Source organism: Candidatus Binatia bacterium (assembly GCA_026415395.1).
In the GTDB taxonomy this organism is placed as follows: Bacteria; Desulfobacterota; Binatia; order HRBIN30; family HRBIN30; genus HRBIN30.
This window is the reverse complement of the sequence record JAOAHD010000020.1, coordinates 115,109-135,584: the sequence shown is the minus strand read 5'-3', so window position 1 is coordinate 135,584 and position 20,476 is coordinate 115,109. Positions and strand designations below refer to the sequence as shown.

16 protein-coding genes are annotated in these 20,476 nt (G+C 63.9%); 7 read left to right on the top strand and 9 right to left on the bottom strand.

Going from position 1 to position 20,476, the window contains the following annotated elements; translation table 11 throughout:
- Positions 1–150 precede the first annotated feature (150 nt).
- The 3 genes from N3C12_15240 (at position 151) to N3C12_15230 (ending at position 3,644) form a co-directional block, all read left to right on the top strand.
- The gene (locus tag N3C12_15240; protein ID MCX8073781.1) at positions 151–594 is read left to right on the top strand and encodes a hypothetical protein; all 444 of its coding nucleotides are present in this window, start codon (positions 151–153) and stop codon (positions 592–594) included.
- 120 nt (positions 595–714) lie between these two features.
- A complete protein-coding gene (locus N3C12_15235) occupies positions 715–2,241 on the top strand; it encodes an ATP-binding protein (GenBank protein MCX8073780.1) in 1,527 nt (508 codons plus the stop codon).
- Complete coding sequence (locus tag N3C12_15230) at positions 2,238–3,644, top strand: sigma-54 dependent transcriptional regulator (GenBank protein MCX8073779.1); 1,407 nt, start codon at positions 2,238–2,240, stop codon at positions 3,642–3,644. Before N3C12_15235 ends, N3C12_15230 begins: the two co-directional genes overlap by 4 nt.
- Positions 3,645–3,672: 28 nt before the next feature.
- On the opposite strand, the gene N3C12_15225 is transcribed toward N3C12_15230, so the two are convergent.
- A complete protein-coding gene (locus N3C12_15225; GenBank protein ID MCX8073778.1) occupies positions 3,673–4,821 on the bottom strand; it encodes an acyl-CoA dehydrogenase family protein in 1,149 nt (382 codons plus the stop codon).
- Positions 4,822–5,236: 415 nt separating this feature from the next.
- Here N3C12_15225 and N3C12_15220 point away from each other — a divergent pair, with 415 nt between their 5' ends.
- Positions 5,237–6,127, top strand: coding sequence for a crotonase/enoyl-CoA hydratase family protein (locus N3C12_15220; protein MCX8073777.1), 891 nt, complete (start codon positions 5,237–5,239; stop codon positions 6,125–6,127).
- Positions 6,128–6,237: 110 nt separating this feature from the next.
- Here N3C12_15220 and N3C12_15215 read toward each other — a convergent pair whose 3' ends face one another.
- The 5 genes from N3C12_15215 to N3C12_15195 all read right to left on the bottom strand — a co-directional run bounded on the left by N3C12_15215 (position 6,238) and on the right by N3C12_15195 (position 12,340).
- Complete coding sequence (locus tag N3C12_15215; GenBank protein MCX8073776.1) at positions 6,238–8,019, bottom strand: sodium transporter; 1,782 nt, start codon at positions 8,017–8,019, stop codon at positions 6,238–6,240.
- 463 nt (positions 8,020–8,482) lie between these two features.
- On the bottom strand, positions 8,483–8,974 hold the full coding sequence (locus tag N3C12_15210; protein MCX8073775.1) for a pyridoxamine 5'-phosphate oxidase family protein: 492 nt from the start codon (positions 8,972–8,974) through the stop codon (positions 8,483–8,485).
- 124 nt (positions 8,975–9,098) lie between these two features.
- Entirely contained in the window at positions 9,099–9,866 is a 768-nt protein-coding gene (locus N3C12_15205; GenBank protein ID MCX8073774.1) for a Smr/MutS family protein, read from the bottom strand.
- A gap of 106 nt (positions 9,867–9,972) precedes the next feature.
- Entirely contained in the window at positions 9,973–11,133 is a 1,161-nt protein-coding gene (locus N3C12_15200) for an acyl-CoA dehydrogenase family protein (protein MCX8073773.1), read from the bottom strand.
- Positions 11,134–11,146: 13 nt separating this feature from the next.
- Entirely contained in the window at positions 11,147–12,340 is a 1,194-nt protein-coding gene (locus tag N3C12_15195; protein ID MCX8073772.1) for a CoA transferase, read from the bottom strand.
- Positions 12,341–13,083: 743 nt separating this feature from the next.
- Here N3C12_15195 and glpD point away from each other — a divergent pair.
- Genes glpD through glpK form a run of 3 tightly spaced genes read left to right on the top strand, consistent with a single transcriptional unit; the run spans position 13,084 to position 17,667 of the window.
- Positions 13,084–14,772, top strand: coding sequence for a glycerol-3-phosphate dehydrogenase (gene glpD / locus N3C12_15190; protein ID MCX8073771.1), 1,689 nt, complete (start codon positions 13,084–13,086; stop codon positions 14,770–14,772).
- The gene (locus N3C12_15185; protein MCX8073770.1) at positions 14,765–16,180 is read left to right on the top strand and encodes an FAD-binding oxidoreductase; all 1,416 of its coding nucleotides are present in this window, start codon (positions 14,765–14,767) and stop codon (positions 16,178–16,180) included. The genes glpD and N3C12_15185 overlap by 8 nt, the downstream gene beginning before the upstream one ends.
- A gap of 26 nt (positions 16,181–16,206) precedes the next feature.
- Positions 16,207–17,667, top strand: a complete 1,461-nt coding sequence (glpK, locus tag N3C12_15180) for a glycerol kinase GlpK (protein MCX8073769.1) — start codon at positions 16,207–16,209, stop codon at positions 17,665–17,667.
- 32 nt (positions 17,668–17,699) lie between these two features.
- Here the strand turns inward: glpK and miaA are convergent, their stop codons facing one another.
- From miaA to N3C12_15165, 3 genes are read right to left on the bottom strand one after another with little or no spacing between them, the layout of a single operon-like run.
- Positions 17,700–18,617 (bottom strand): tRNA (adenosine(37)-N6)-dimethylallyltransferase MiaA, encoded by a 918-nt coding sequence (gene miaA / locus N3C12_15175; GenBank protein ID MCX8073768.1) that lies wholly within the window; start codon positions 18,615–18,617, stop codon positions 17,700–17,702.
- Positions 18,614–19,699, bottom strand: coding sequence for an ATP-binding cassette domain-containing protein (locus N3C12_15170; protein ID MCX8073767.1), 1,086 nt, complete (start codon positions 19,697–19,699; stop codon positions 18,614–18,616). Before N3C12_15170 ends, miaA begins: the two co-directional genes overlap by 4 nt.
- On the bottom strand, positions 19,669–20,364 hold the full coding sequence (locus N3C12_15165; protein ID MCX8073766.1) for an ABC transporter permease: 696 nt from the start codon (positions 20,362–20,364) through the stop codon (positions 19,669–19,671). The genes N3C12_15170 and N3C12_15165 overlap by 31 nt, the downstream gene beginning before the upstream one ends.
- Positions 20,365–20,476 lie beyond the last annotated feature (112 nt).

Below are 20,476 nucleotides of genomic sequence, written 5' to 3'. Positions count from 1 at the left end.
CCTGCTCGCTCTCGCCGACAGCGCCGGTGCCTTCGTCGCTGGCCGATTCGCCGTGGGCATCGTCGGGGCAGCGTTTGTGGTCACCCAGTACCATATGAGCCTCATGTTTGCGCCGCGCGTGCTTGGCGCCGCCAATGCGCTGACCGCAGGTTGGGGCTTCACGGACGCGTCTATGTCCTCTTCACCGTGCTGTTCGTCGAAGGGCTTGCACTTTCGCTGTTCGGCACAGCCGAGAGCTTATCCCTGGCAATTGCGGCCTTGGTCATTTTCGCGCTGTTCGTGAATTTCTCCACCGGCGCCACCTTTGGGGTCGCCCCTTTTCTCCACCCGCAATTCGTCGGGGCTACATCGGGAATCGTGGCCGCGGGCGGCAACATCGGAGCCGTGTTGGCCGCACTTCTCTTCCGCCAAGAGGGCGGCTTGAGTGCGGGATTGGTGACCCTCGGGGTGACCGTGACAACCCTTGCGCCGCTGGTGTTGCTCGTCCGCTTCTCGACTGCGGAGCAATTCGAGCACATGCATGCAGTCACAAACGAGGGGCGTGCTACGCCACAGGCGACGTCGGCCCCGCCGAGCGCAGCTCCTGCTCGTTAACCAACAAGGTTGCTGCCCAAAGACTCGGCAATTGCACACCAGCCACGCAACGAAACGAGTTCGTTCGCACACACCCAGCGGAATACGCCGCTGGCATTTAGTTTGCCGACTAAACAGACGATGCGAGATCATCCGCGGACCTATTTCTGTTCTCTCGTCCAAACCGCGCAAACTTTGACCAAGGCGGACATGGTCTCCCTTTGGGCCGTGACAGAAAAGGCGCGCGCACTGGTGGTTCGTGTCGGCGCCCACCCCGCCGCGCCCAGGCCAACTCCGACCGACACCACCGACCCGGCGAGCATACAAGACCTTGTGGTGCAAGCTCCGGTCGAGGGGGAGCCCCGTTTGGAACTGGAGGTCTGCGGCTTACCCGCAAGCGAGCGAGGGCAAGCACACGCCGCAGTCGCAGCACTCCTTCAACAATCGGCACCAACCATGCGCTGGGCGTACGCGGCGCTGTGTGCCGAGGAAGAAAAACGGACGCTACTCTCGCTCGTGGCTGCGAGCCGAGAACTGACTTCGAGCCTCGACCTGGGGGAAGTGCTCGATCGGGTCGCGACGCAGGTGCGCCGCACACTGGAGGCAAAACTGGTATCGATTCTGTTGGAGCAAAACGGTCTCCTGCGGCTTGCCGCTGCTGATGGGGCACCGCAGGCGTATCTAGCGCGTGCGCCCTTGCCGGTGGCCGGCACGGTGGCGGGCAAGGTGCTGCAAAGTGGCATGCCGCTGGTGATCGAAGACGTGCGGCAAGATCCCGGCTTTCTTTCCGCCGAGCTTGCTGCTCGCGAAGGTTTGTGTACGTTGGTGTGCTTACCCCTGCGGGGGCGGCGGAAAAATCTGGGAGTGCTCAACGTGTACAGTGGCGAGCCGCGACGCTTCGAGCCACAGCAAATCGAAGTGCTCGCCTTACTCGGCCAACTTTCCGCTGCGGCAATCGAGAACGCCGCGCTCTACCGTGAAGCGGTGGAAGCCGGCGAGCACTTGCGCGAATCGGAAAAACTCGCCGCCTTGGGGCGTTTGTCTGCCGGGCTCGCTCACGAAATCAAAAATCCCCTCAACACCATCGCTGTGTTGCTCTATGCGATGCAGCAGCAGGCCGGGTCCGACCCGCAGACCCTTGCCGATTTGCACGTGATCGAAGCGGAGATTCGGCGGCTTGCCTTGCTGGTCGACCAATTTCTCGACTTTGCCCGCCCGCGTCCGCCCAACTTTTGCCGGCAGGACGTCGGCGAAATTGTCGAGGAAACTTTGCTCCTGGTGCGCCCGCAAGCAGTGCGCGACGGTATTCGCCTGCTCTGGCGCGCGCGGGAACGCTCTGCGCTGGTGTGGGCCGATGGGGCTCAGCTCAAGCAAGTGTTCCTGAACCTAGCCCTGAACGCCATGCAGGCGATGTCGCGCGGGGGCACGCTGAGTGTGGCCGTGCAAAGACGGAACGGCGGAGTGGTCGTCGAGTTCACCGACACCGGCCCAGGCATTCGCGCGGAAGTGCGTGAGCGCATTTTCGAACCGTTCTTCACGACGCGCCGCGGCGGCCACGGCCTCGGGTTGGCGATTTCGCTGCGCATCGTAGAGAACCATAGTGGGCGATTGTGGCTGGATTCCCAGCCTGGGAAAGGAACGACCGCAACGGTGTGGCTTCCAGCATGAAAGCACGAATTTTGATTGTCGATGACGAACCGAATGTGCACTATTCGTTTCAGCGCGCGCTGGCGGCAGAGTTCGAAGTGCGCTCGGCGTACACGGGCGAGGACGCTTTAACCATTGCCGAGCGGGAGACGTTGGACGCCGCTTTGCTCGATGTCCGGTTAGTCGACTCCGACGGGCTCGACGTGCTCGAGCGGCTCCGCGCGTTGCAGCCCAGCTTGCCGGTGCTGATGATGTCGGCCTACGCGTCGACCGACGCGGTCATTCGCTCGACAGCGCTTGCAGCACGCGATTTTTTGCTGAAACCCGTGGACGTGCCCACGCTGCGCAAACTGCTGCACGATGTCATCCCCAAACACCCTTCGGCCTCAGGCTCGCTCGAGGTAAGCGACGGAGTGGGTAAGTTAATCGGGCGAAGTCCGGTAATGCTAGAGCTCTACAAGGAAATTGGCCGCGCCGCCGCCACCGATGCCACCGTGCTCGTCACCGGAGAAAGCGGCACGGGAAAGGAACTGGTGGCTCGCACGATCCACGATCACAGTGCCCGCCGCGACGGCCCATTTGTTGCCCTGAATTGCGCCGCCATTCCCAGCGAATTGCTCGAGGCCGAACTGTTCGGCCACGAAAAGGGAGCTTTTACCGGTGCCGTTGCCGAGCGGCCGGGAAAGTTCGCCCTGGCCCAGGGCGGTACGTTGCTGCTCGACGAAATTGGCGAGATGGCCTTGCCGCTGCAAGCCAAACTCCTGCGCGTCTTGCAAAGCCGCGAGGTCACACCGCTCGGAGGCAACCTCCCGCGTACCTTCGATGTGCGGGTGATTGCCGTGACCAATGCTGACCTCGAAGAGCGCGTGCGCGCCGGAACGTTCCGCGCCGACCTGTACTACCGCCTGCATGTGTTCCGCATCGCGGTGCCTCCGCTGCGTAGTCGCGGCGACGACGTCCTGCTGCTGGCGCGGGTATTTTTGCAACGAGAGCGCGAGCGGCTCGGGCGCAGCCTGGTTGGCTTCAGCCCCGCGGCCGAAGACAAACTGCGCGCCCATGCCTGGCCCGGCAATGTCCGCGAGCTGGAAAACGCCGTCGCACGCGCTTGTTTGCACGCCCGCGGCAGCATCGTCGAGGCCAGCGATGTCCAGCTCGGCCCGGAGCTCCGCTGGACGTCTCCGGAACCCACACGCCGGTGGGACGAGTCACGCGACGATCCGCTCTTGGAAGCCTTGCGCGAGGCCACACGATCGGGTGGCGATCGCTTGTACGAACGGGTAGAGGCCGCTCTGGTACGCGTTGCCCTCGAGCACACCGGAGGCAATCAAGTGCGGGCAGCTCGGCTGCTCGGAGTGTCGCGCAACGTGCTGCGGCACCGCATGCAAAAGTACCGTTTGGACAGTCCCTTCCGCGACGAAACTTGAGCCGCGCTGGGCCTTGGCCAACCCTGAGCTACCCTCGCGTTTCCAAGTCGCCCTTGCGCAGGCGCTGAGCAATGACAATTTGTTGCACTTCGCTCGAGCCGTCGTACACCCGCGCCACGCGCACGTCGCGCCAAATGCGCTCGATCATGTATTCGCCGCGCACATACCCGTTGCCGCCGAAAATTTGCAGCGCGTCGTCCACCGTTTGCCACGCATTTTCTGCGGCAACGAGTTTGGCGGTCGACGACTCGCGGATCGCGGGGCTGCCCTGGTCGAGCAGCCAGGCACTGCGGTAAACCAGCAGGCGCGCGGCCTCGATACGGGCACTCATCTGGGCCAGGCGAAAGGCAATCGATTGATGTTCGATCAAAGGCTTGCCGAACGTTCGTCGCTGCTCTGCATACTCCAAGGCCAATTCCAAGGCTTTCTGTGCCGCGCCCACGCACCGCGCGGCCAGCGTGGTGCGTCCCTCCGCCAAAGTGCGCTTGGCATATTCGAACCCTTGTCCTTCTTCCCCGACGAGGGCATCTGCCGGAACGCGGCAGCCGTCGAGAATCACTTCGGAAATTTGCGATCCTTGATGGCCGAGCGTATCGAAGACCGAGCCGATGGATAGGCCAGGGGAGTCGCGGTCGACAATGAACGCCGAGATGCCGCGGTCGGTGCGCGCAAACAAAAAGAATTGATGCGCAAGCGGAGCATTGGTGATGAAGATCTTGCGACCGTGGAGTACCCAGTCGTGCCCTTGCCGCTCCGCTCGCGTCTTTAGTGCCCCTGCGTCCGAACCGGCCTCTGGCTCGGTGAGGGCAAACGAACCCAGCCACTCCCCGGTGGCCATCTTGGGCAAATAGCGCTGCTTTTGTTTGGCCGAGCCAAAGCGCACGATGCCCACGCAGCCAATGCCCGTGTGCACGCTGACGAAGCTGGCAAGACCCCACGGTCCTCGCCCGAGTTGCTCGTGCACCAGAGCCTTTTGCAGCACCGAGAGCCCGAGGCCGCCGTACTCGGGCGGCACGCTCATGCCGAACAAACCGAGGCGCTTGATGCCGGCAATGATGTCCGCAGGGATTCGGTCTTCCCGGTCAATTTGCTGCCAGCGCGGATTGACTTCTTGCTCGACAAAGGCCCTCACCGATTCGGCCAACAACTGGTCGTCTGCTGCGACACGAAAATCCACGTTGCCCTCCCACTGGGATGAACTTCGTGCGGCCATTGGAACACCGGCCCGCAGCTCCATGCAACCCCGCCGGCCACCCAAAATGCCACCCTCGCACCAACCGGGAAAACCTTGATCACGTGTGAAAGCGCCCCATCCTCTCGACCTTTGGGGGCGCAAGCGAGAGCGTACGGGACAAGCACACACAGCCGAACCCGTTGCTAGCCGCGCTCGAGAATCGAACAGGCGCGCACGAGCTGCGGAGGCAACTCAAGTGTCCCCGCCTGGATCTTCCGCGCACCCCGGATTGCGCTTCTTCGAGCTGTGCGAGAGAAGGCTCGCGAGGAAAAGCCGCGCCGCGCGCGATCGTGTCGGCGGAGCTCATCCAGCAAGCCATGGCAACGGTCAAAGCGCGGGCGGCCAAACGGGAGGAAACATGAGCACCGAAGTTGTGCAATACGAAGAGCGCGACACGCTAGCGATTGTGACCCTGAACCGCCCGGAGAAATTGAACACACTGAACGAAGCGATGATTCAGGGCATTGCCGATGCCATCGAGCGCGCCACCTTGTCCGAGCAGGTACGCTGCATCATTTTGCGCGGTGCGGGGCGGGTGTTTTGTGCAGGCTACGATCTCACTGCGGGTGGCGAGGAGGGAGCTGGATTTCGCCCTAGATTTGCGGCCCCGCGGCCCGAACCTCGCAGCGGCGCTTGGGATCCGGTGCGAGACCTCGCGTTCATGGGCCACAACGTGCGTCGCTTCATGACCCTGTGGGAATGTCCGAAACCGGTCATCGCGCAAATTCACGGCTACTGCATCGGAGGCGCCACCGACCTGGCCTTGTGCGCCGATCTGATCTTCATGGCCGAAGATGCCATCATCGGCTATCCGCCAGCGCGTATTTTCGGTACACCGACCACGGTCTTGTGGGTGTACCGCATCGGCCTCGAACGCGCCAAGCAGTTCTTGCTAAGCGGGGATGAAATCGATGCCGCCACGGCCCTGCGCATTGGGCTGTGCTCGAAGGTGTTCCCGGAAGAACGCCTGTCGGAAGAAACCGAGGCGTACGCCCGCCGCTTCCAACATATCCCGGCAAACCAGCTTGCGCTCAACAAGCTCCTCATCAACCAAGCAGTGGAACTCATGGGGCTGCGCACGGGACAACTGCTGGGCACGCTGTTCGATGGCATCACCCGCCACACGGAAGAGGCCTTACGGTGGGCAGAAAGCTTTGCCGAAGTGGGCTTCCGCGAGGCCATCCGCCGCCGCGACGCCCCCTTTGGCGACTACGGGGAGGCGAAGCACCGCGCGCGGCCGAAAGACTAGCGCTGTCTCCCCACTCACGGAGTGGAATTCGGTGCACGCGAGTGCTGTTAGCGACCGGGGGAATGAGCGAAGTTCGATCTCAGCGGCGGGGCACCCCGGAGCGGCCACCCTCACCCAGCGGCTGCAACGCCGCGCCCGACAAACGCGGCTTCGCGCGCCCTAAAGCTTGCTCTCTTCCGCGGCACCCTCTGCAAACCCGACGCGCCACCACACGGGCACCAGGAGGAGGCCCACGGTGCACAGGCTCCAACACCACGCTCGCCAATCCAGCGGCCACCACTTCGGTGCCAGGCTCCCGACCAGGGCGGAGCCCAGACACAAAACACGGAGGCAGAGCTCAGAGCGACGGCGGTCGCACCGCGAAGAAGCCTGGTCGCCCCGTCTGCCGGACACCCGGCTTCCACACCAACCGGTTGCCAGAAACCCGGCGGCGGCGCGGGGCGATAAAAATCGACCAACAGCGCCCGATCTTCCGGCGACGTCACCAGGCAACAACCACCCCGACTGCCGTCGAACCAGCAAACATCAGCAAGAAAGCAAGCGCCGGGTCGGCGACCCAAAGCTGCAAGGGGAGCAGCAAGACCAAGGAAGCCAGGAGTCCGCCAATCTCTCCGTACACGTTCCACCGCCACCAAAGCCATCGCAACACCAACAATACACCCATCCCCGCTCCCAGTAATAAACTCCGCACCCACGCTTCTTGGATCGACTCCAGATGCAACATCAGCCCGAAAGAGAGGGCGACGATGCAAACGCTCGAGGCCGCGCGCAACCCAAACCAGCGACCGCGCCGATGGCTCTTTGCCACGCCAGCCCAAACAAAAGCAGCGCTTGTACACGTCGTTACTCCAACATGACGCACCCCAATTGAGGTGCGTGTCCACAGTGGAAGCCAGTGCCGCCAGCATGCCAGTAGCCACCAACCCTTTGATGCCGGGCGGCAAGAGCTCGCTGATGCCGCGCACGTAAGTGAACTCCCTTTCCGCCGTGAACACCCTCAGCGATTCCGGCTGCTGCCCCGGGGCGTACAGGATGAACAGCGCCACACCCATGGGCACCCACAGCAGGCTGCGGAAAAGGATTTGTACTACCGTAAAACACACTGCGGCGAATTTTGCGTCGCGGCTGGAGCGGCAGGCCATCGTCCGCTCAGCTAAGTAGCCCGAGCCGTCGGCATTCATCTGCGCCAGCCACTGGAGGCCCAACACCGCGAGAAAACTCAGCGAGATCTCGGCGCCAGGGGTAAACTGGAGAACTTGCTCGGGTGAGACGAGGATGCCGCCTCCACCCTTGGCGAACACGGCACGAACGCCGTAGGCGAGTGCCCCCCAACCGCCCACCTGCTGGAGTAAGAGCCATGCATACACCGAGGTTCCCACCAACATGATTGCAAGCTGCACCACGTCTGTTTGCACGACACTGCGCAGGCCGCCCGTGGCGGAGTAAAATGCGGTGACACTCACAATCACCAAAATCGAAAGCAGATTGTTTGCCGAACGCACCCAAACATCCCCCTCTGGAAGTCCGCGATGACTGCTAAAGGCGAGAGGAACGCGCACGTGCTCGACAATCCGCACAACCGGGTCGAACAACGCCGCCGGCAACCAGGCGTTCCAGAGCAACAAGGGCTCAGCAATCCGGGTCGCGCCGAGCAGCGCCATGGCCAACACCATGCAGTTCAGCACGGTGCCGAAGTAGAACGCTTTTAAGGCGCGCAGCACGGCCGCAGCACGGCCGCCGTAGCGCACCTCCGTGAGTTCGGCATCGGTCAAGACTCCAACGTTGCGCCAGCTCGGAGCGAGCACGAAGCCGAGAAACAAAAACGCGACGCCGTATATCCAAAAGCGCCACAAGCCGAAGATTCCAGCAGTGGCGATCAGTCCCGTAAACACTAGCGGCGTATCGGCAGCGAATGGCGCGCCGCCATGGACCTTTCAGCTTTCCACCCGGGAAGCGAACGCCCGGCGAGCACGTACTCTTCTAAGTTCTTCCCAGCTTGAGAGCGGTAACGGAAGCCCTGTGCCAGCGAGTACGCCAGGTATGCTCCGATAATCAGGATATCGACCCCAGTCACAGCGTGCCTAGTCCAAGTTTCCGCGCGCCCGACTCACGAAAACCGAGTCTGCGCGGCAATGTGCCCTCCCAGGCCGACGCGCCCGCCTGCATCCGAAGCTTTTCATTCCAACGGTGAGGCACCAATGCTGAGCTGCACGTGCCACTGCCGCCTCACGCCGTCTACCGTGAGGGCTCCAGCGCCAGACAGCGCACGCGGCCACCTCTCGTGTTCGTGGCCCATGGACAAAACAGCGGTGGTCCGTCGGATGCCAGCGAGGGCCCTATCGAGCGAGAACTCGTTCAAGAACCGCGCTGCGGTTCTTCGCCGCCCTCGGCGGTCAGGCGGATGAGCAACACCTTGCCCGACTGGACTCGCTCCTTGCTCGGCCGGAAAAAGCCCAACCACGCCAACCAGTACTTGCGTTCGTAGATTTTCCCGAGGGCCTCGGCTTTGTCGCCATCGTTAACGATTTCCGCCCGCAAGCGTACAAACGGGCCTTTCTTCCCCTGCACGGAGACGAACACCGGGCTGCCGCGCCGAATCCGTTTGCCCTTGTGGCTATCCGGACTGGTGGTGAACCAAACGGCTCCCTCCATGATGCCAAACCACACCGGAGCTGCCTCGCTCCGCGACCCATCCTGGCGCTGGGTGGCCACGTAAATTTGCTTGGCCTCTACCAGTTTTTCCGCAACCTCAAGAGGCAATCCTTGGGGTAGCAGTTGAGCTCTCCCCACAGTCGTCAGCCCGAACACGACACCCACTGCGCACAGGATGGTTGCTCGCCATCTCATGAACACCTCCCTCATCAGCTTTCGGTTGGCACCCATTGCGGGCTCGAAGCTGCGCTCCCCCGCCCCCATCCGCCGTGCCAGCACACACCCGCACGCGGGCACCAGCAGCTTCTCATGCGACGGGTTACCATTTCACCCCAGTGGCCACGCGCACTCGACCGCGCTCCCGTGGTCGGCGGCGCAACAACACGTACAGGGCACCCGTGCCGCCATCGCACGGTCGGGCACTGCAAAACGCGAGCACCATGCGCGACCAACGCCCACGGGCTAGCCACTCGGTCACTCGGCTTTTCAGTACCGGCACTTGGTCCTTCGAATTCTTGCCCCGCCCGTGGACGATCAAGACGCATCGTTTCCCGGTGCGCACCGCGGCAGATAAAAACTCTTCCACCTTCGCCTTGGCCTGCTCCACGTTGAGACCATGCAAGTCGACATAGTCTTGATAAGCGAACTCGCCACGTCGCAGCCGCTGGAGCAAACGCAAGTCGAGCCCGCCCGCGATTCCCTCCACGTACTCGTCCGACAACGTGACGTCGAACGCTGCCAGTCCCGCAACTAAATCCGCGAGCTCGGCAAGCACTTCCGCATCCTCACTGGTCAGTGCCCGCGGCACCCGAGTCGGCCCCCGGCGCTCGACGAGGTTCGTCCCCTCCGGCCAGAGACGCCTGACTCCCGCCATTTCGCGCCAAAACAGCTCGAGGTCGCTCAAGCTGCTCTCGCCTTTACCCGACGACGCCTCACGCTCCGCAGGTTGCGGCTGCGCAAGTCTTTTCTTCGGGCCATCGCTCACGGCCAGCGCAGCAGCCAAGTCTTTCAAAACGGAGAACGGCCGGTACGCAAAGGTCGCTGCGTTGCGGGGTACCATTGTGGATTTGTTTTCCCTGCGACTCATGCCACCCTCCCGCACCCATGACGGCGCTCACGCCTTCCGTCGGCACTCAACTTTGCCGACAAATGTTCCTCGTTGCAAGCGAAGAGGTGGCGGATTCCAGCACCCCTCAAGCCGGTTCGCGGGGCAAGCCGAGGACCCGCTGCGCGACGATGTTGCGCTGGATCTCCGAGGTGCCAGCAAAAATCGTCGCGGCACGATAGTAGAGGTAGGACCGAGTCCATCGCCCATCTTGGAGGGCGCGCGAGTCGGCAAGCAGCAACGCTCGGGGCCCGAGCAAACGCAGCGCGGTTTCGTGCATGCGCTGGCTTGCCTCGCTCCAAAATAGCTTAACGACCGATGCTTCCGCACCCAGCTTCTCTTTCCGCTGCAAGCGCGTGAGCACGCGCCAATTGAAGAGTTTGAACAACTCCATCTCGATCCACGCTTGCGCGAGCTCCTGGCGGAACACCGGGTCGCTGCGCTGCTCCGCACGCGCGCGAGAGAGCATCTCGTCGAGCAAGATGCGGTGGATCACCAGTTGGCGCGGCGACGTGCCACGCTCGTGCGACAGGGTGGTTTGCGCAATCGACCACCCGGCGCCATCCTCGCCTACCAGGTGGGCGCGTGGAACCCACACGCGATCGAAACGCACCTGATTGAATTCCTCGCTGCCCGTCATTTGCCGCAGCGGTCGCACCTCGATGCCGGAACTCTGCATGTCGACAATCAAGAAGGAAATGCCCTCCGTTTTCTTCCGGCCCCCGCCGGTGCGGGCGAGGAGAATGCCCCAGCGCGCGAACTGGGCATAGCTCGTCCACACCTTCTCTCCGCTTACCCAAAATCCGCCTTCGGCCGGTTCGGCGCGACAGCGGAGCGCAGCCAAATCGGACCCTGCGCCGGGTTCGGAAAACAATTGGCACCAGATTTCCTCGGCGGTCAGGATGGCAGGCAGGTAGCGGCGTTTTTGCTCGTCGGTGCCGTGGGCGATAAGCGTCGGACCGACCAGGTTGACGCCAATGCGCCCGATCAACTCAGGGGAGCGCACGCGCGCCAGCTCTTCCTGCAAAATGTAGTGCTCGGCCAACGACGCACCGCGACCTCCGTAGGCACGTGGCCAGTGCACGCCCACCCAACCTCCTGCCGCGAGGGTCCGTTGCCACTCGCGCAACCGGGCGACTTCCTCAGCCAACGGTAGCTCTACCGGCAGGCGTGGCGGCGGATGGTCGGCCAGCCAGCGCCGGATCTCGCTGCGAAACTGCTCTTGCTCCGGGGTGAAGCGCAAGTCCATCTCTCGAGCTCGTTCAAATCGCGCGCTTTTGCCGTAAAGCGGCAATGGCTGCTTCGTCCAAGCCCAGCCACGTGCGCAAGATGTGTTCGGTGTCGGCACCGCAGGCCGATGCGGCCTGGTAACTCGGGTCCACCCCCGCGAACTTGATCGGGCAGCCAACTTCCCGGAGGGTGCCCCAGTGCGGGTGGGGAACCTCGATCAGCATGTCCCGCGCGTGCAGTTGCTCTTCGGCGAGCGCTGCTTCGAGGTCATTGACCGGCGCACACGGTACGCGCCCGCGCAACAGCGTAAGCCACTCGCCGGTAGAGCGACGCAGGAACTCCTTTTCCAGCAGCGGCAGGAGCTCGTGGCGATGGCGGAAGCGATCCGCCATGGTGGCAAAGCGCGGATCCTCGGTCCACGCAGGTTTTCCCAGGCAGTCGCACAGCTCCTGCCAGAACTTTTCTTTCATACACATCACCACGAGGAAGCCGTCGCGCGTGGCAAAGGTTTGCGAAGGCACCAAGCTTTGGTGCGCGCCGCGGGCGAAGCGCTGCGGTTTGTGGCCCAGCGCGAACCACCACGTGACCATATAATTGAGCATCGACACCGCGGTATCCAACAAGCTCACGTCGACATCGCCGCCGACTCCTGTGGCGCGCGCTCTCAGGAGCCCCGCGAGCACGCCGACGGCGGACATGAGGCCGCCGGCAAAATCCGCCACCGACACGCCGCAACGTTGCGGCTCGCCATCCGGCTCGCCAGTCAAACTCATAAAGCCCGCCAGTGCCTGAATGAGAAAGTCGTAGCCCGGTTCGCTCGCGCGCGGCCCGCTCTTGCCAAAGCCCGACAGCGCACAGCACACCAGCCGCGGATTCTCCCGGCCGAGCGCCGCGTAATCCAGGCCGAGTTTAGCCGGCAGATCCCCGCGCAGGTTGCAGTAGACCACGTCGCACACCCGCGCCAAGCGCCGCAGCAGGGCCTGCCCCTCGGGCACGCGCAAATTTAGCGTGAGCGAGCGCGCATTGCGGTTGAGCGCTTGGAAATACAAGCTGTCGCCCGCGATCGTGCCCGGGGGCACGCGCCGTGCCTCGTCGCCTCCCGAGATGGGGTCCTCCACCTTCGCCACCTCCGCACCGAGGTCCCCGAGCACCATCATGGCGTACGGGCCCGCACCGAGCTGCGTAAACGCGAGAATGCGCACACCAGCCAGCGGCAGCTCCGCCATGCGCCGCTCTGTACCCGAGGTTTTCCGCCAATCCAAGGGCAGGCCGTCGGCTAGCTAAGGGCGAGCCGCCCATGGCCCGCAGCGGGCAGCCGAAAGAGGTAGGGTTGGAACCGCGCCCCGGTAGTCCCTGCCTCACCACCCCACACCTCGCGAGCAACCCGGGCAACCGCCGCTCGCCCCTGCAGGCTGCGTCGCGATCGAAAGTTTGCGAGACGGTGTGGTGGCGTTCTGCCATGAAGGCACCACGGGCGACGCATGCGTCGCCCCTACGGTGAGGTTGGTGCGGGGTCCCAAGATGGCGACGCCCGGGTGCGGCGCCGCCGGCAAGCGCAAAGAAGAAATTGTAGGGGCACACCTTGTGCCTGCCCTTGAGGGGTGAGGGTATTGGCCGTGGAGCAGGCAGCGGCGGCGTGGTGGTCGGTAACGAGGGCAGCCACAAGGGGCTGTACCTACCTTGGCGTCGGTGCCGCATGGCAAGATGCCAACGTAGGGGCACCGGCTGCAACAGCGTCCGCCAATTGGCGTGTCCGCCATTCACCATTCGCTATTCGCTATTCGCTAGTCGCTAGTCGCTGATTGCCACCACTGGCCACTCACTACTCGGCACTCGCGCCACAGGCGACGCATGCGTTGCCCCTACCATCGCGGGCGGGCGCGCCGGTCGTGCCTGGTTTGACAAACGGGCGGTTGCAAGTGAGAGTACCGCCAACAATTTGCTCGATGACAAGAGGACGACACACTGCATGACAGCACTGGGAGAGTGGTCGGCGCGTACCCGCAAATACAACCTCGGCCGTCTGGCGGAGGAAAGCTACGACGTGCTCGTCATCGGCGGCGGCATCACAGGTGCTGGCGTGGCTCGTGAAGCTGCGCTCCATGGCCTGCGGGTGGCACTCGTCGAGCGCCGCGACTTTGCGCAAGGAACCAGTAGCCGCTCCTCGAAGCTCATCCACGGCGGACTGCGCTACTTGCCTCAGGGCGACGTGCGTTTGGTCCGCGAGGCCGCAACCGAGCGGAAGGTGCTCCGGCGCTTAGCACCACACCTCGCAGCGCCCTTGCAGATGCTGGTACCCGTGTACAGCCGATCCGGATATCTCAAGATTCGCGCCGGGTTATTTACGTACGACCACCTTGCCGGCGTGGCCAAGGAAGAGCGCAACCGGATGTTAGACCGCGAGCAGACGCTGGCCCTCGAGCCGCTGTTGCGCGACGACAAACTTTACGGTGCCGGCCTCTACTACGAATACCTCACCGACGATGCCCGTTTGGTTCTCGAAACCCTAAAGGCCGCAGCCAGCCTCGGCGCCGTGATCGCCAACTACTCACCGGTGGTGGGTCTGCATCTGGAGGACGGAAAACTTGCCGGCGCACGGGTGCGCGACCAGGTCACTGGGGACGAATTCCTTGTGCGGGCCAGCACCGTGGTGAATGCCACGGGCCCTTGGGTGGATGAAATTCGCGCCATGCAGGGTATGAACGAACCTCGCCGCCTGCACCTCACCAAAGGGATTCACCTGATCCTGCCGCGCTCACGACTGAACATCAGCCGCTGCGTGGTCATGAATGCCGCCGACAAGCGCAGCGTGTTTGCGATCCCGCAAGGCAACTTCGTCTACCTCGGAACCACGGACACCGATTACCAAGGGCGCTACGACGATCCGCCGATTACTGTGGAGGACGCGGAGTATTTGCTCGCTGCCGCCAACCATGCTTTCCGTGTGGAGCCCCTTCGGCTCGAGGACGTCGTCGGAGCGTGGGCCGGGCTGCGTCCCTTGTTGCACGAGGAAGGCCGAAAGCCGAGCGAAATTTCCCGCAAGGACGAAATCATGCTCGGACCCACCGGGCTGATCTCCGTCGCCGGCGGAAAACTCACGACGTATCGAAAAATGGCGCAGCGAATTTTGCAGCTTATGCTCGAACGCCTGCAAGAACAGGGGAAGGCTCCGCCCGCCCCCGTCGGCGATAGCGCCACTACACCGCTCAGTGGCGGCGACTTCGACAGCCTTTCTGCATTGGCGGCGACTCTCCGCAACAAGTGGAGCGGCGTTCGCCCGGAGGTGCTCGAGCGTCTTGTGTCGCTCTACGGGAGCAACGCCGACTGGATTGCCGGTGCCATGGTTGCCGACCCAGCCTTGGCAGCGGAGAGCCCGGACGGAAGTTGCCTCACCCGCGCAGAGGTTCTCTACAACGTGCGCCAAGAGATGGCCCTCACGCTCGAAGACGTTCTCGAACGGCGCGCGCGCCTATTTCTCTGGGGCCCGCACAATGGTTTGGAGGCCGCCCCGCTCGTGGCGGACTGGATGGCAGAGTGGTTGAACTGGAACGACGAGCGCAAAGCGGCTGAACTGTTGGCCTACCGCCGCCATGTGGCCGACGTCAAACATTTCCGTGCCGTTCACGAACCCACGGTCGAGAGCGTTGCCCATGCGTGAAGCGGAACTCCACCAGCATCGCCAACACTTGTCCGCACTCGTTGGCCAGGAGCAGGTGCGGTGGGATGAAACCGAGCTGCATGCGCACCAACGAGATACGTGGTTCCTCAACGTCTACCGCGGCGTGCACCACCGCCTCGCCACCACGCCACTTGCTGTGGTGTACCCACAGACTACGGAGCAAGTGCAAGAAGTCGTGCGCTACGCTCTGACACACCGCTTGCCCGTGGTGCCCTACGGCGGGGGCTCGGGAGTTTGCGGCGCAATCGAGCCGACTGGGAACAGCATTGTCCTCGACCTGCGACGGATGGCACAAATTCTCGAGCTCAACGAGCGCGCTCTTTACGTGCGCGTGCAAGCCGGCAAACTCGGCGAAGCTTTGGAACAGGAACTGCGCAGCGCCGGATTTACCTGCGGGCACTTTCCGCAATCGATTGCCCTGTCCACCGTCGGTGGCTGGCTCGCCACACGGGCCGCGGGGCAGTACTCCACCCGATACGGGAATATCGAGGACCTTGTGCTCGGCTTGGACGTCGTGCTGCCGGACGGCCGTTTGCTGCAACTCCCCCCACGTGCCCGTTGGGGCGCAGGCCCCGACCTCCGGCAGCTTTTCCTCGGTGCGGAGGGCACCCTCGGCATCGTCACCGAGGCCACGCTGAAGATCTTCCCCACTCCCGAAAGCGTGCTCCTGCAGTCGTTTCGGTTTGCCGACATGCCCACCGGCCTGGAGGCCATTCGCCAAATTGTGCGGGCCGGGTGGCGTCCAGCCATGGTGCGGCTGTACGATGGCCTGGAGAGTGCCCGCCACTTTCCCGACGTGAGCACCGGCAACGAATGTTTGCTGCTGCTGCTCTCCGAGGGCCCAGGTGCGCTGACGGCGGCGGAGGCAGCGGCTTGCGCGGGCGTCTGCGCGCATCTTGGCGGCGAGGCGTGCGGACCCAACCCGGTGCAGCGCTGGCTCGAAGAGCGCAACCGCGTGCCCACGTTCGAGTCGTTGATCGAAAAGGGCCTGGTCGTGGACACCATCGAAGTTAGCGCCACTTGGGATCGCATCGCGAGCTTGTACCACTCCGTCGTGCACGCAGTGCAGCGGGTGCCCGGCGTGCTTCTCGCCTCCGGCCACAGCTCCCATAGCTACCCGCAAGGGACCAATATTTATTTCACCTTTGCCGCGCGTCCCGCTTCGGAGGAAGCGGCCGAGCAAACCTACCTCGATTGCTGGCGCGCAGCCATGGAAGCCACGCTGCAATCCGGCGGCTCGATCGTTCACCACCACGGGATCGGGCGGATCCGCAAGGCCTGGCTCGTTCACGAGCTGGGCGAGGGCGTCGAGGTGCTGCGCTCCCTCAAGGGTGCGTTAGACCCAGCGGGCATCATGAACCCGGGCACGCTGCTGCCCGAGCTTTGAGGAGGCAGCTCTTCGGAAGACACGCTATGCGCGCCGTACTCGCCATCGACGAGGGAACCACCGGCGTTCGCGCGTATGTGTTCGATCGCGAGTGCCGTGTGCTCGGGCAAGCTTACGCGGAACTGACCACCGCTTACCCGCAAGCCGGCTGGGTAGAGCAAGATCCGCTGGCCCTCTGGGAACAAACCCTCGAGGTCAGTCGCGCGGCGCTGGCTTGCGCCGGAGTCCAGGCGGCCAAGGTCGCCGCCATCGGCGTATGCACGCAGCGCGCCACCACACTGGTGTGGGAGCGCGCAACCGGCCAGCCCGTTTATCCTGCGATCGTTTGGCAAGACACGCGCACCGCGCAGCGCGCAGCGGAACTCGTGGAACAAGGCGTGATCACCACAGCGATGGCCTCGGCGACCAAGTTAGAGTGGATTCTCGATAGGAGCCCCGAGTTGCGCCGCCGCGGCGAGCGGGGCGAGCTCTGCTTTGGCACGGTGGATTCCTGGCTCGTTTGGAATCTTACCGGGGGCAGTGCCCACGTCACCGACCACTCCAACGCCTCCTGCACCACCTTGTACGATCCTTTCCAAGGCACTTGGTGGAGTCACGTTTTGGAAGTCTTGCGCATTCCTCCGGCAGTCCTACCCAGGATTTGCTCGTCGAGCGAGGTTTATGGATTCACCTCGCGCGAGTTGTTCGGCGCCGCGATTCCTGTGGCCAGCATTGCCGGCGATCAGCAAGCCGCGATGTTCGGCGAACTCTGCTGGCACAAAGGCGGCGCCAAGATCACCCTCGGCACCTCGGGCATGGCCGACGTGCACACGGGCTCTGAACCCGCCTTTTCCCCCCATGGTGCGTATCCGCTGGTGTTGTGGAGCTTGGCTGGCGAACGAGCGTTTTGCCTCGAAGGCACGGTGATTGCCGCAGGCGCGGCGATTCAGTGGCTGCGCGACGGTTTGGGCATTCTCGAGCGGTTGGACGACGCCGGCGCCCTGGCCCGCTCCGTCGCCGACAGTGGTGGCGTGTGGGCGGTGCCCGCGTTTCAGGGTTTGGGCACGCCGCACATCGCTGCAGCGGCACGCGCAGTGATCGGCGGGCTTTCCCGCGCCAGCAGCCGCGCGCACATCGTCCGCGCCATGCTCGAAGGCATTGCCTTTCGCTGTCGAGAGGTGCTCTCCACGTTGTTTTCCGACGCGGGGGCGCCTTTCCCGGAGCGGCTTCGGGTCGATGGCGGTGCGGCTGCAAATGACTTCCTCCTGCAGTGTCTTGCCGACGTGCTCGGCTGTGAAGTGGAGCGGCCCGCCTCGGTGCAAGCGTCCGTACTGGGTGCTGCCTTCCTCGCCGGTCTTACCGTCGGCTTTTGGGCTACGCGCGAGGAACTCCGCCAGCACTGGCGTAGCGGTGGTGTGTTTGTGCCGCAGTGGGCAACCGCACAACGGGAAGAGCGCTTTGCCCGCTGGCAACGCTGTCTCCAAGCTGCCCAATTGGGCCCGCTGTAAGCGCTCGCCACTGCTGCCGCCGCCCACGCGGGTCAAGGCCACCACGTGCGCAAGCGGCCCTCCCAAATTTCGGCTTCCGGCGGCAACCACTCCACCACCGGCTCCCGCCGAAACCACGTGAGCTGCCGCTTAGCGAACCGGCGCGTCTCTCGTGCCATAGCAGCGATCGCCTCCTCCAAACCCATTTCCGCGCGAACGTAGGCGCCAATTTCGCGATATCCCAAGCTCTGCAGCGCGGGCAGCTCTGGGCCGTACCCCTGTGCGTACAAGCGGCGCACCTCTTCGACCAGACCAGATGCAACCATGGCTCGGCAGCGCGCGTCGATGCGACGATATAGTTCGGCACGCGGCACGCTGACCCCGAGCAATACGAGCGGATAGCGTCCGGTTCCAAAGCGATGCTGCGCTTGCCACCAGCTCATGGGGCGGCCGGTTTTTTCATACACTTCCAAGGCACGGATCAGGCGCACATGGTCCCGGGGGTGCAAGCGCGCAGCGCTCACCGGGTCGACAGCCGCGAGGCAGCGGTGCAAGAAGCCAGGGCTTTCCACCTCCCGCGCCATCCACGCGGCCCGCAATTCGGGATCGCGTGCTGGCCCGGGAAACAGCCCTCCGCGCAGCACACGCACGTAAAGGCCCGTACCGCCGACCACCAACACCCTCAAGCCGCGACCCCGGATGTCGGCAATCGCCGCCTCTGCGAGTTCTAAAAAGCGCGCGCAGTGGAAGGGTTCGTCGGGCGCTGCCACGTCGACCACGTGATGGGGCACCCTCTGCCGCTCGGCAACCGTCGGCTTGGCACTCCCGATGTCGAGCCCGCGGTACACTTGCCGCGAGTCGGCGTTCACGATTTCCGCCCCAAAGGCCTCCGCTAGCTCGAGGGCAAGGGCAGTTTTCCCCGACGCAGTCGGGCCGACAATGGCGACGATGGGCTCGCTCGCGGTCGTCATGGGCAGGCGGATCGGCTCTCCCACGCCGCGGAATTTGCCGGGGGATCGATCCAGTGTACGGCTGTGGATTTAAAGGTGACGAACACCCGCGCGCCAATGTTGAGGCCGAGCTCGGCAAAAGCGCGAGCCGTCACGCGGGCCACCAACGCCACACCACAATCCACTTGCACGAGAAACCCTAGCGCCGAGCCTTCCACGCGGGTAACGACACCGGGAAAGCAATTGCGGGCGCTCGACTGCAGCGGCTGCCGCGACAGCAAAATGCTTTCCGGATCGATGGCCACGGTTGCGCGCGTCGCGGCAGTTGCTGGCGGGGGCAAGACGATGCGGATTGGCCCCGCCTCAAGCACCCATTCATCGCCCGCGTGGCGTAACGCACCACGCACAACGTTCGCCAGCGGGAACGGAACCATCTGCCCGCCGTCGAGACTCAGGATCTGCTGGCCGAGGCGATACGCTTGATCGAGCGCGTGGGTGGAAAACACCACGGTGCGTCCCTGCTGAACAAGCGTGCCGAGAAGCGCTTCGAACGTGGGGACAAAATCTCGGTCGAGATTTGCCGTGGGCTCGTCGAACAAAAAGATCGGCGGATCCACAGCCAGGGCCCGCGCGATCGCCACACGCTGCGCCTCGCCACCCGATAACTTCCACGCTGGCCGGTCGGCGTAACCGGTAAGGCCGACGCGTTTGAGCGCGGCAAACACGCGCGCCCGGTCCGGCTCCCGGCGCACGCGCAACCCGTACGCCACGTTGGCAAACACGGATCGGCGAAATAGGTAGGGCCGCTGCGCCACGTACGTCACCGAGCGGCGGAGCGCGGACCAACTACCGTTCCCGCCTGCGTATTCAGTGCCGAGGCAGAGGAACGATTCCGCGCGAGCTGCGCGCAAGCCGGCCAAGGATTCCAATAATGAGGTCTTGCCCGCACCGTTGGGGCCGACCAGTGCGGTCACTCGCCCAGCCGGAATTTGCAACTGTTCGATGCGCAGCAGGGTTTTCGCTCCATCGGTCAAATGCAAACCACGAATGTCGAAGGCGAAGGGAGTTGCGGTCACGGCAGTAATTTCGGGCTCGCCCACCATACCAACAAGTTTACGGCTAGCGCCAACAGGAGGAGCAACAACCCTAAAGCGAGGGCCAAAGCAAAATCACCCTTACTGGTTTCCAGCGCAATGGCCGTCGTGAGCGTCCGCGTCGAGCCGCGAATATTCCCGCCGAGCATCAGCGCGACGCCCAACTCCGCAAGCAAGCGCCCGAACGTCGCGACGGCGATCCCCACCACCCCGTACCGCAGCTCGAACAACAGGGTGAGCACGGCTTGGCGCGGCGAGGCACCGAGGGTTTTGGCAGTGGCTTCGATGCGCGGGTCCGCTTCGGCCACCAGAGACATTGTCAGCGCCGCCACCAGCGGAAACACCAACGCCGCCTCGCCCAAGATGATCGCGGTTGGCGTGTACAACAAGCCAAGGACACCCAGCGGCCCGCTCCGCGACAGCAGCGCATAAAACAGCAGGCCCACGACCACCGTGGGCAGGGCCGTGAGCGTCTTGATCGTCACCTCGACGATGCCACGTCCCGGGAACCGAGACCGTGCGAGCAGCACGCCGCACGGAATCCCCGTGACTCCCGCGATGGCAGTGGCAACCAAGGAGACGTACAAGGAGGTCCACACGGCTTGCACAACCTCAGGGTCGGCACGCCACAACAGCGCAAGCGCCGTGCTCCAGGCTTCGCTCCAAGATGTCACGAGCTCTCCATGGAAGCACGTGTTCTTGCGAGCCACAATCTGCCCTTGGCCCTCCCGCCCGGGGCTGCGGAGCCCGCGGAACACGTAAGGCCGATCACGGCGGCAAGGGAGA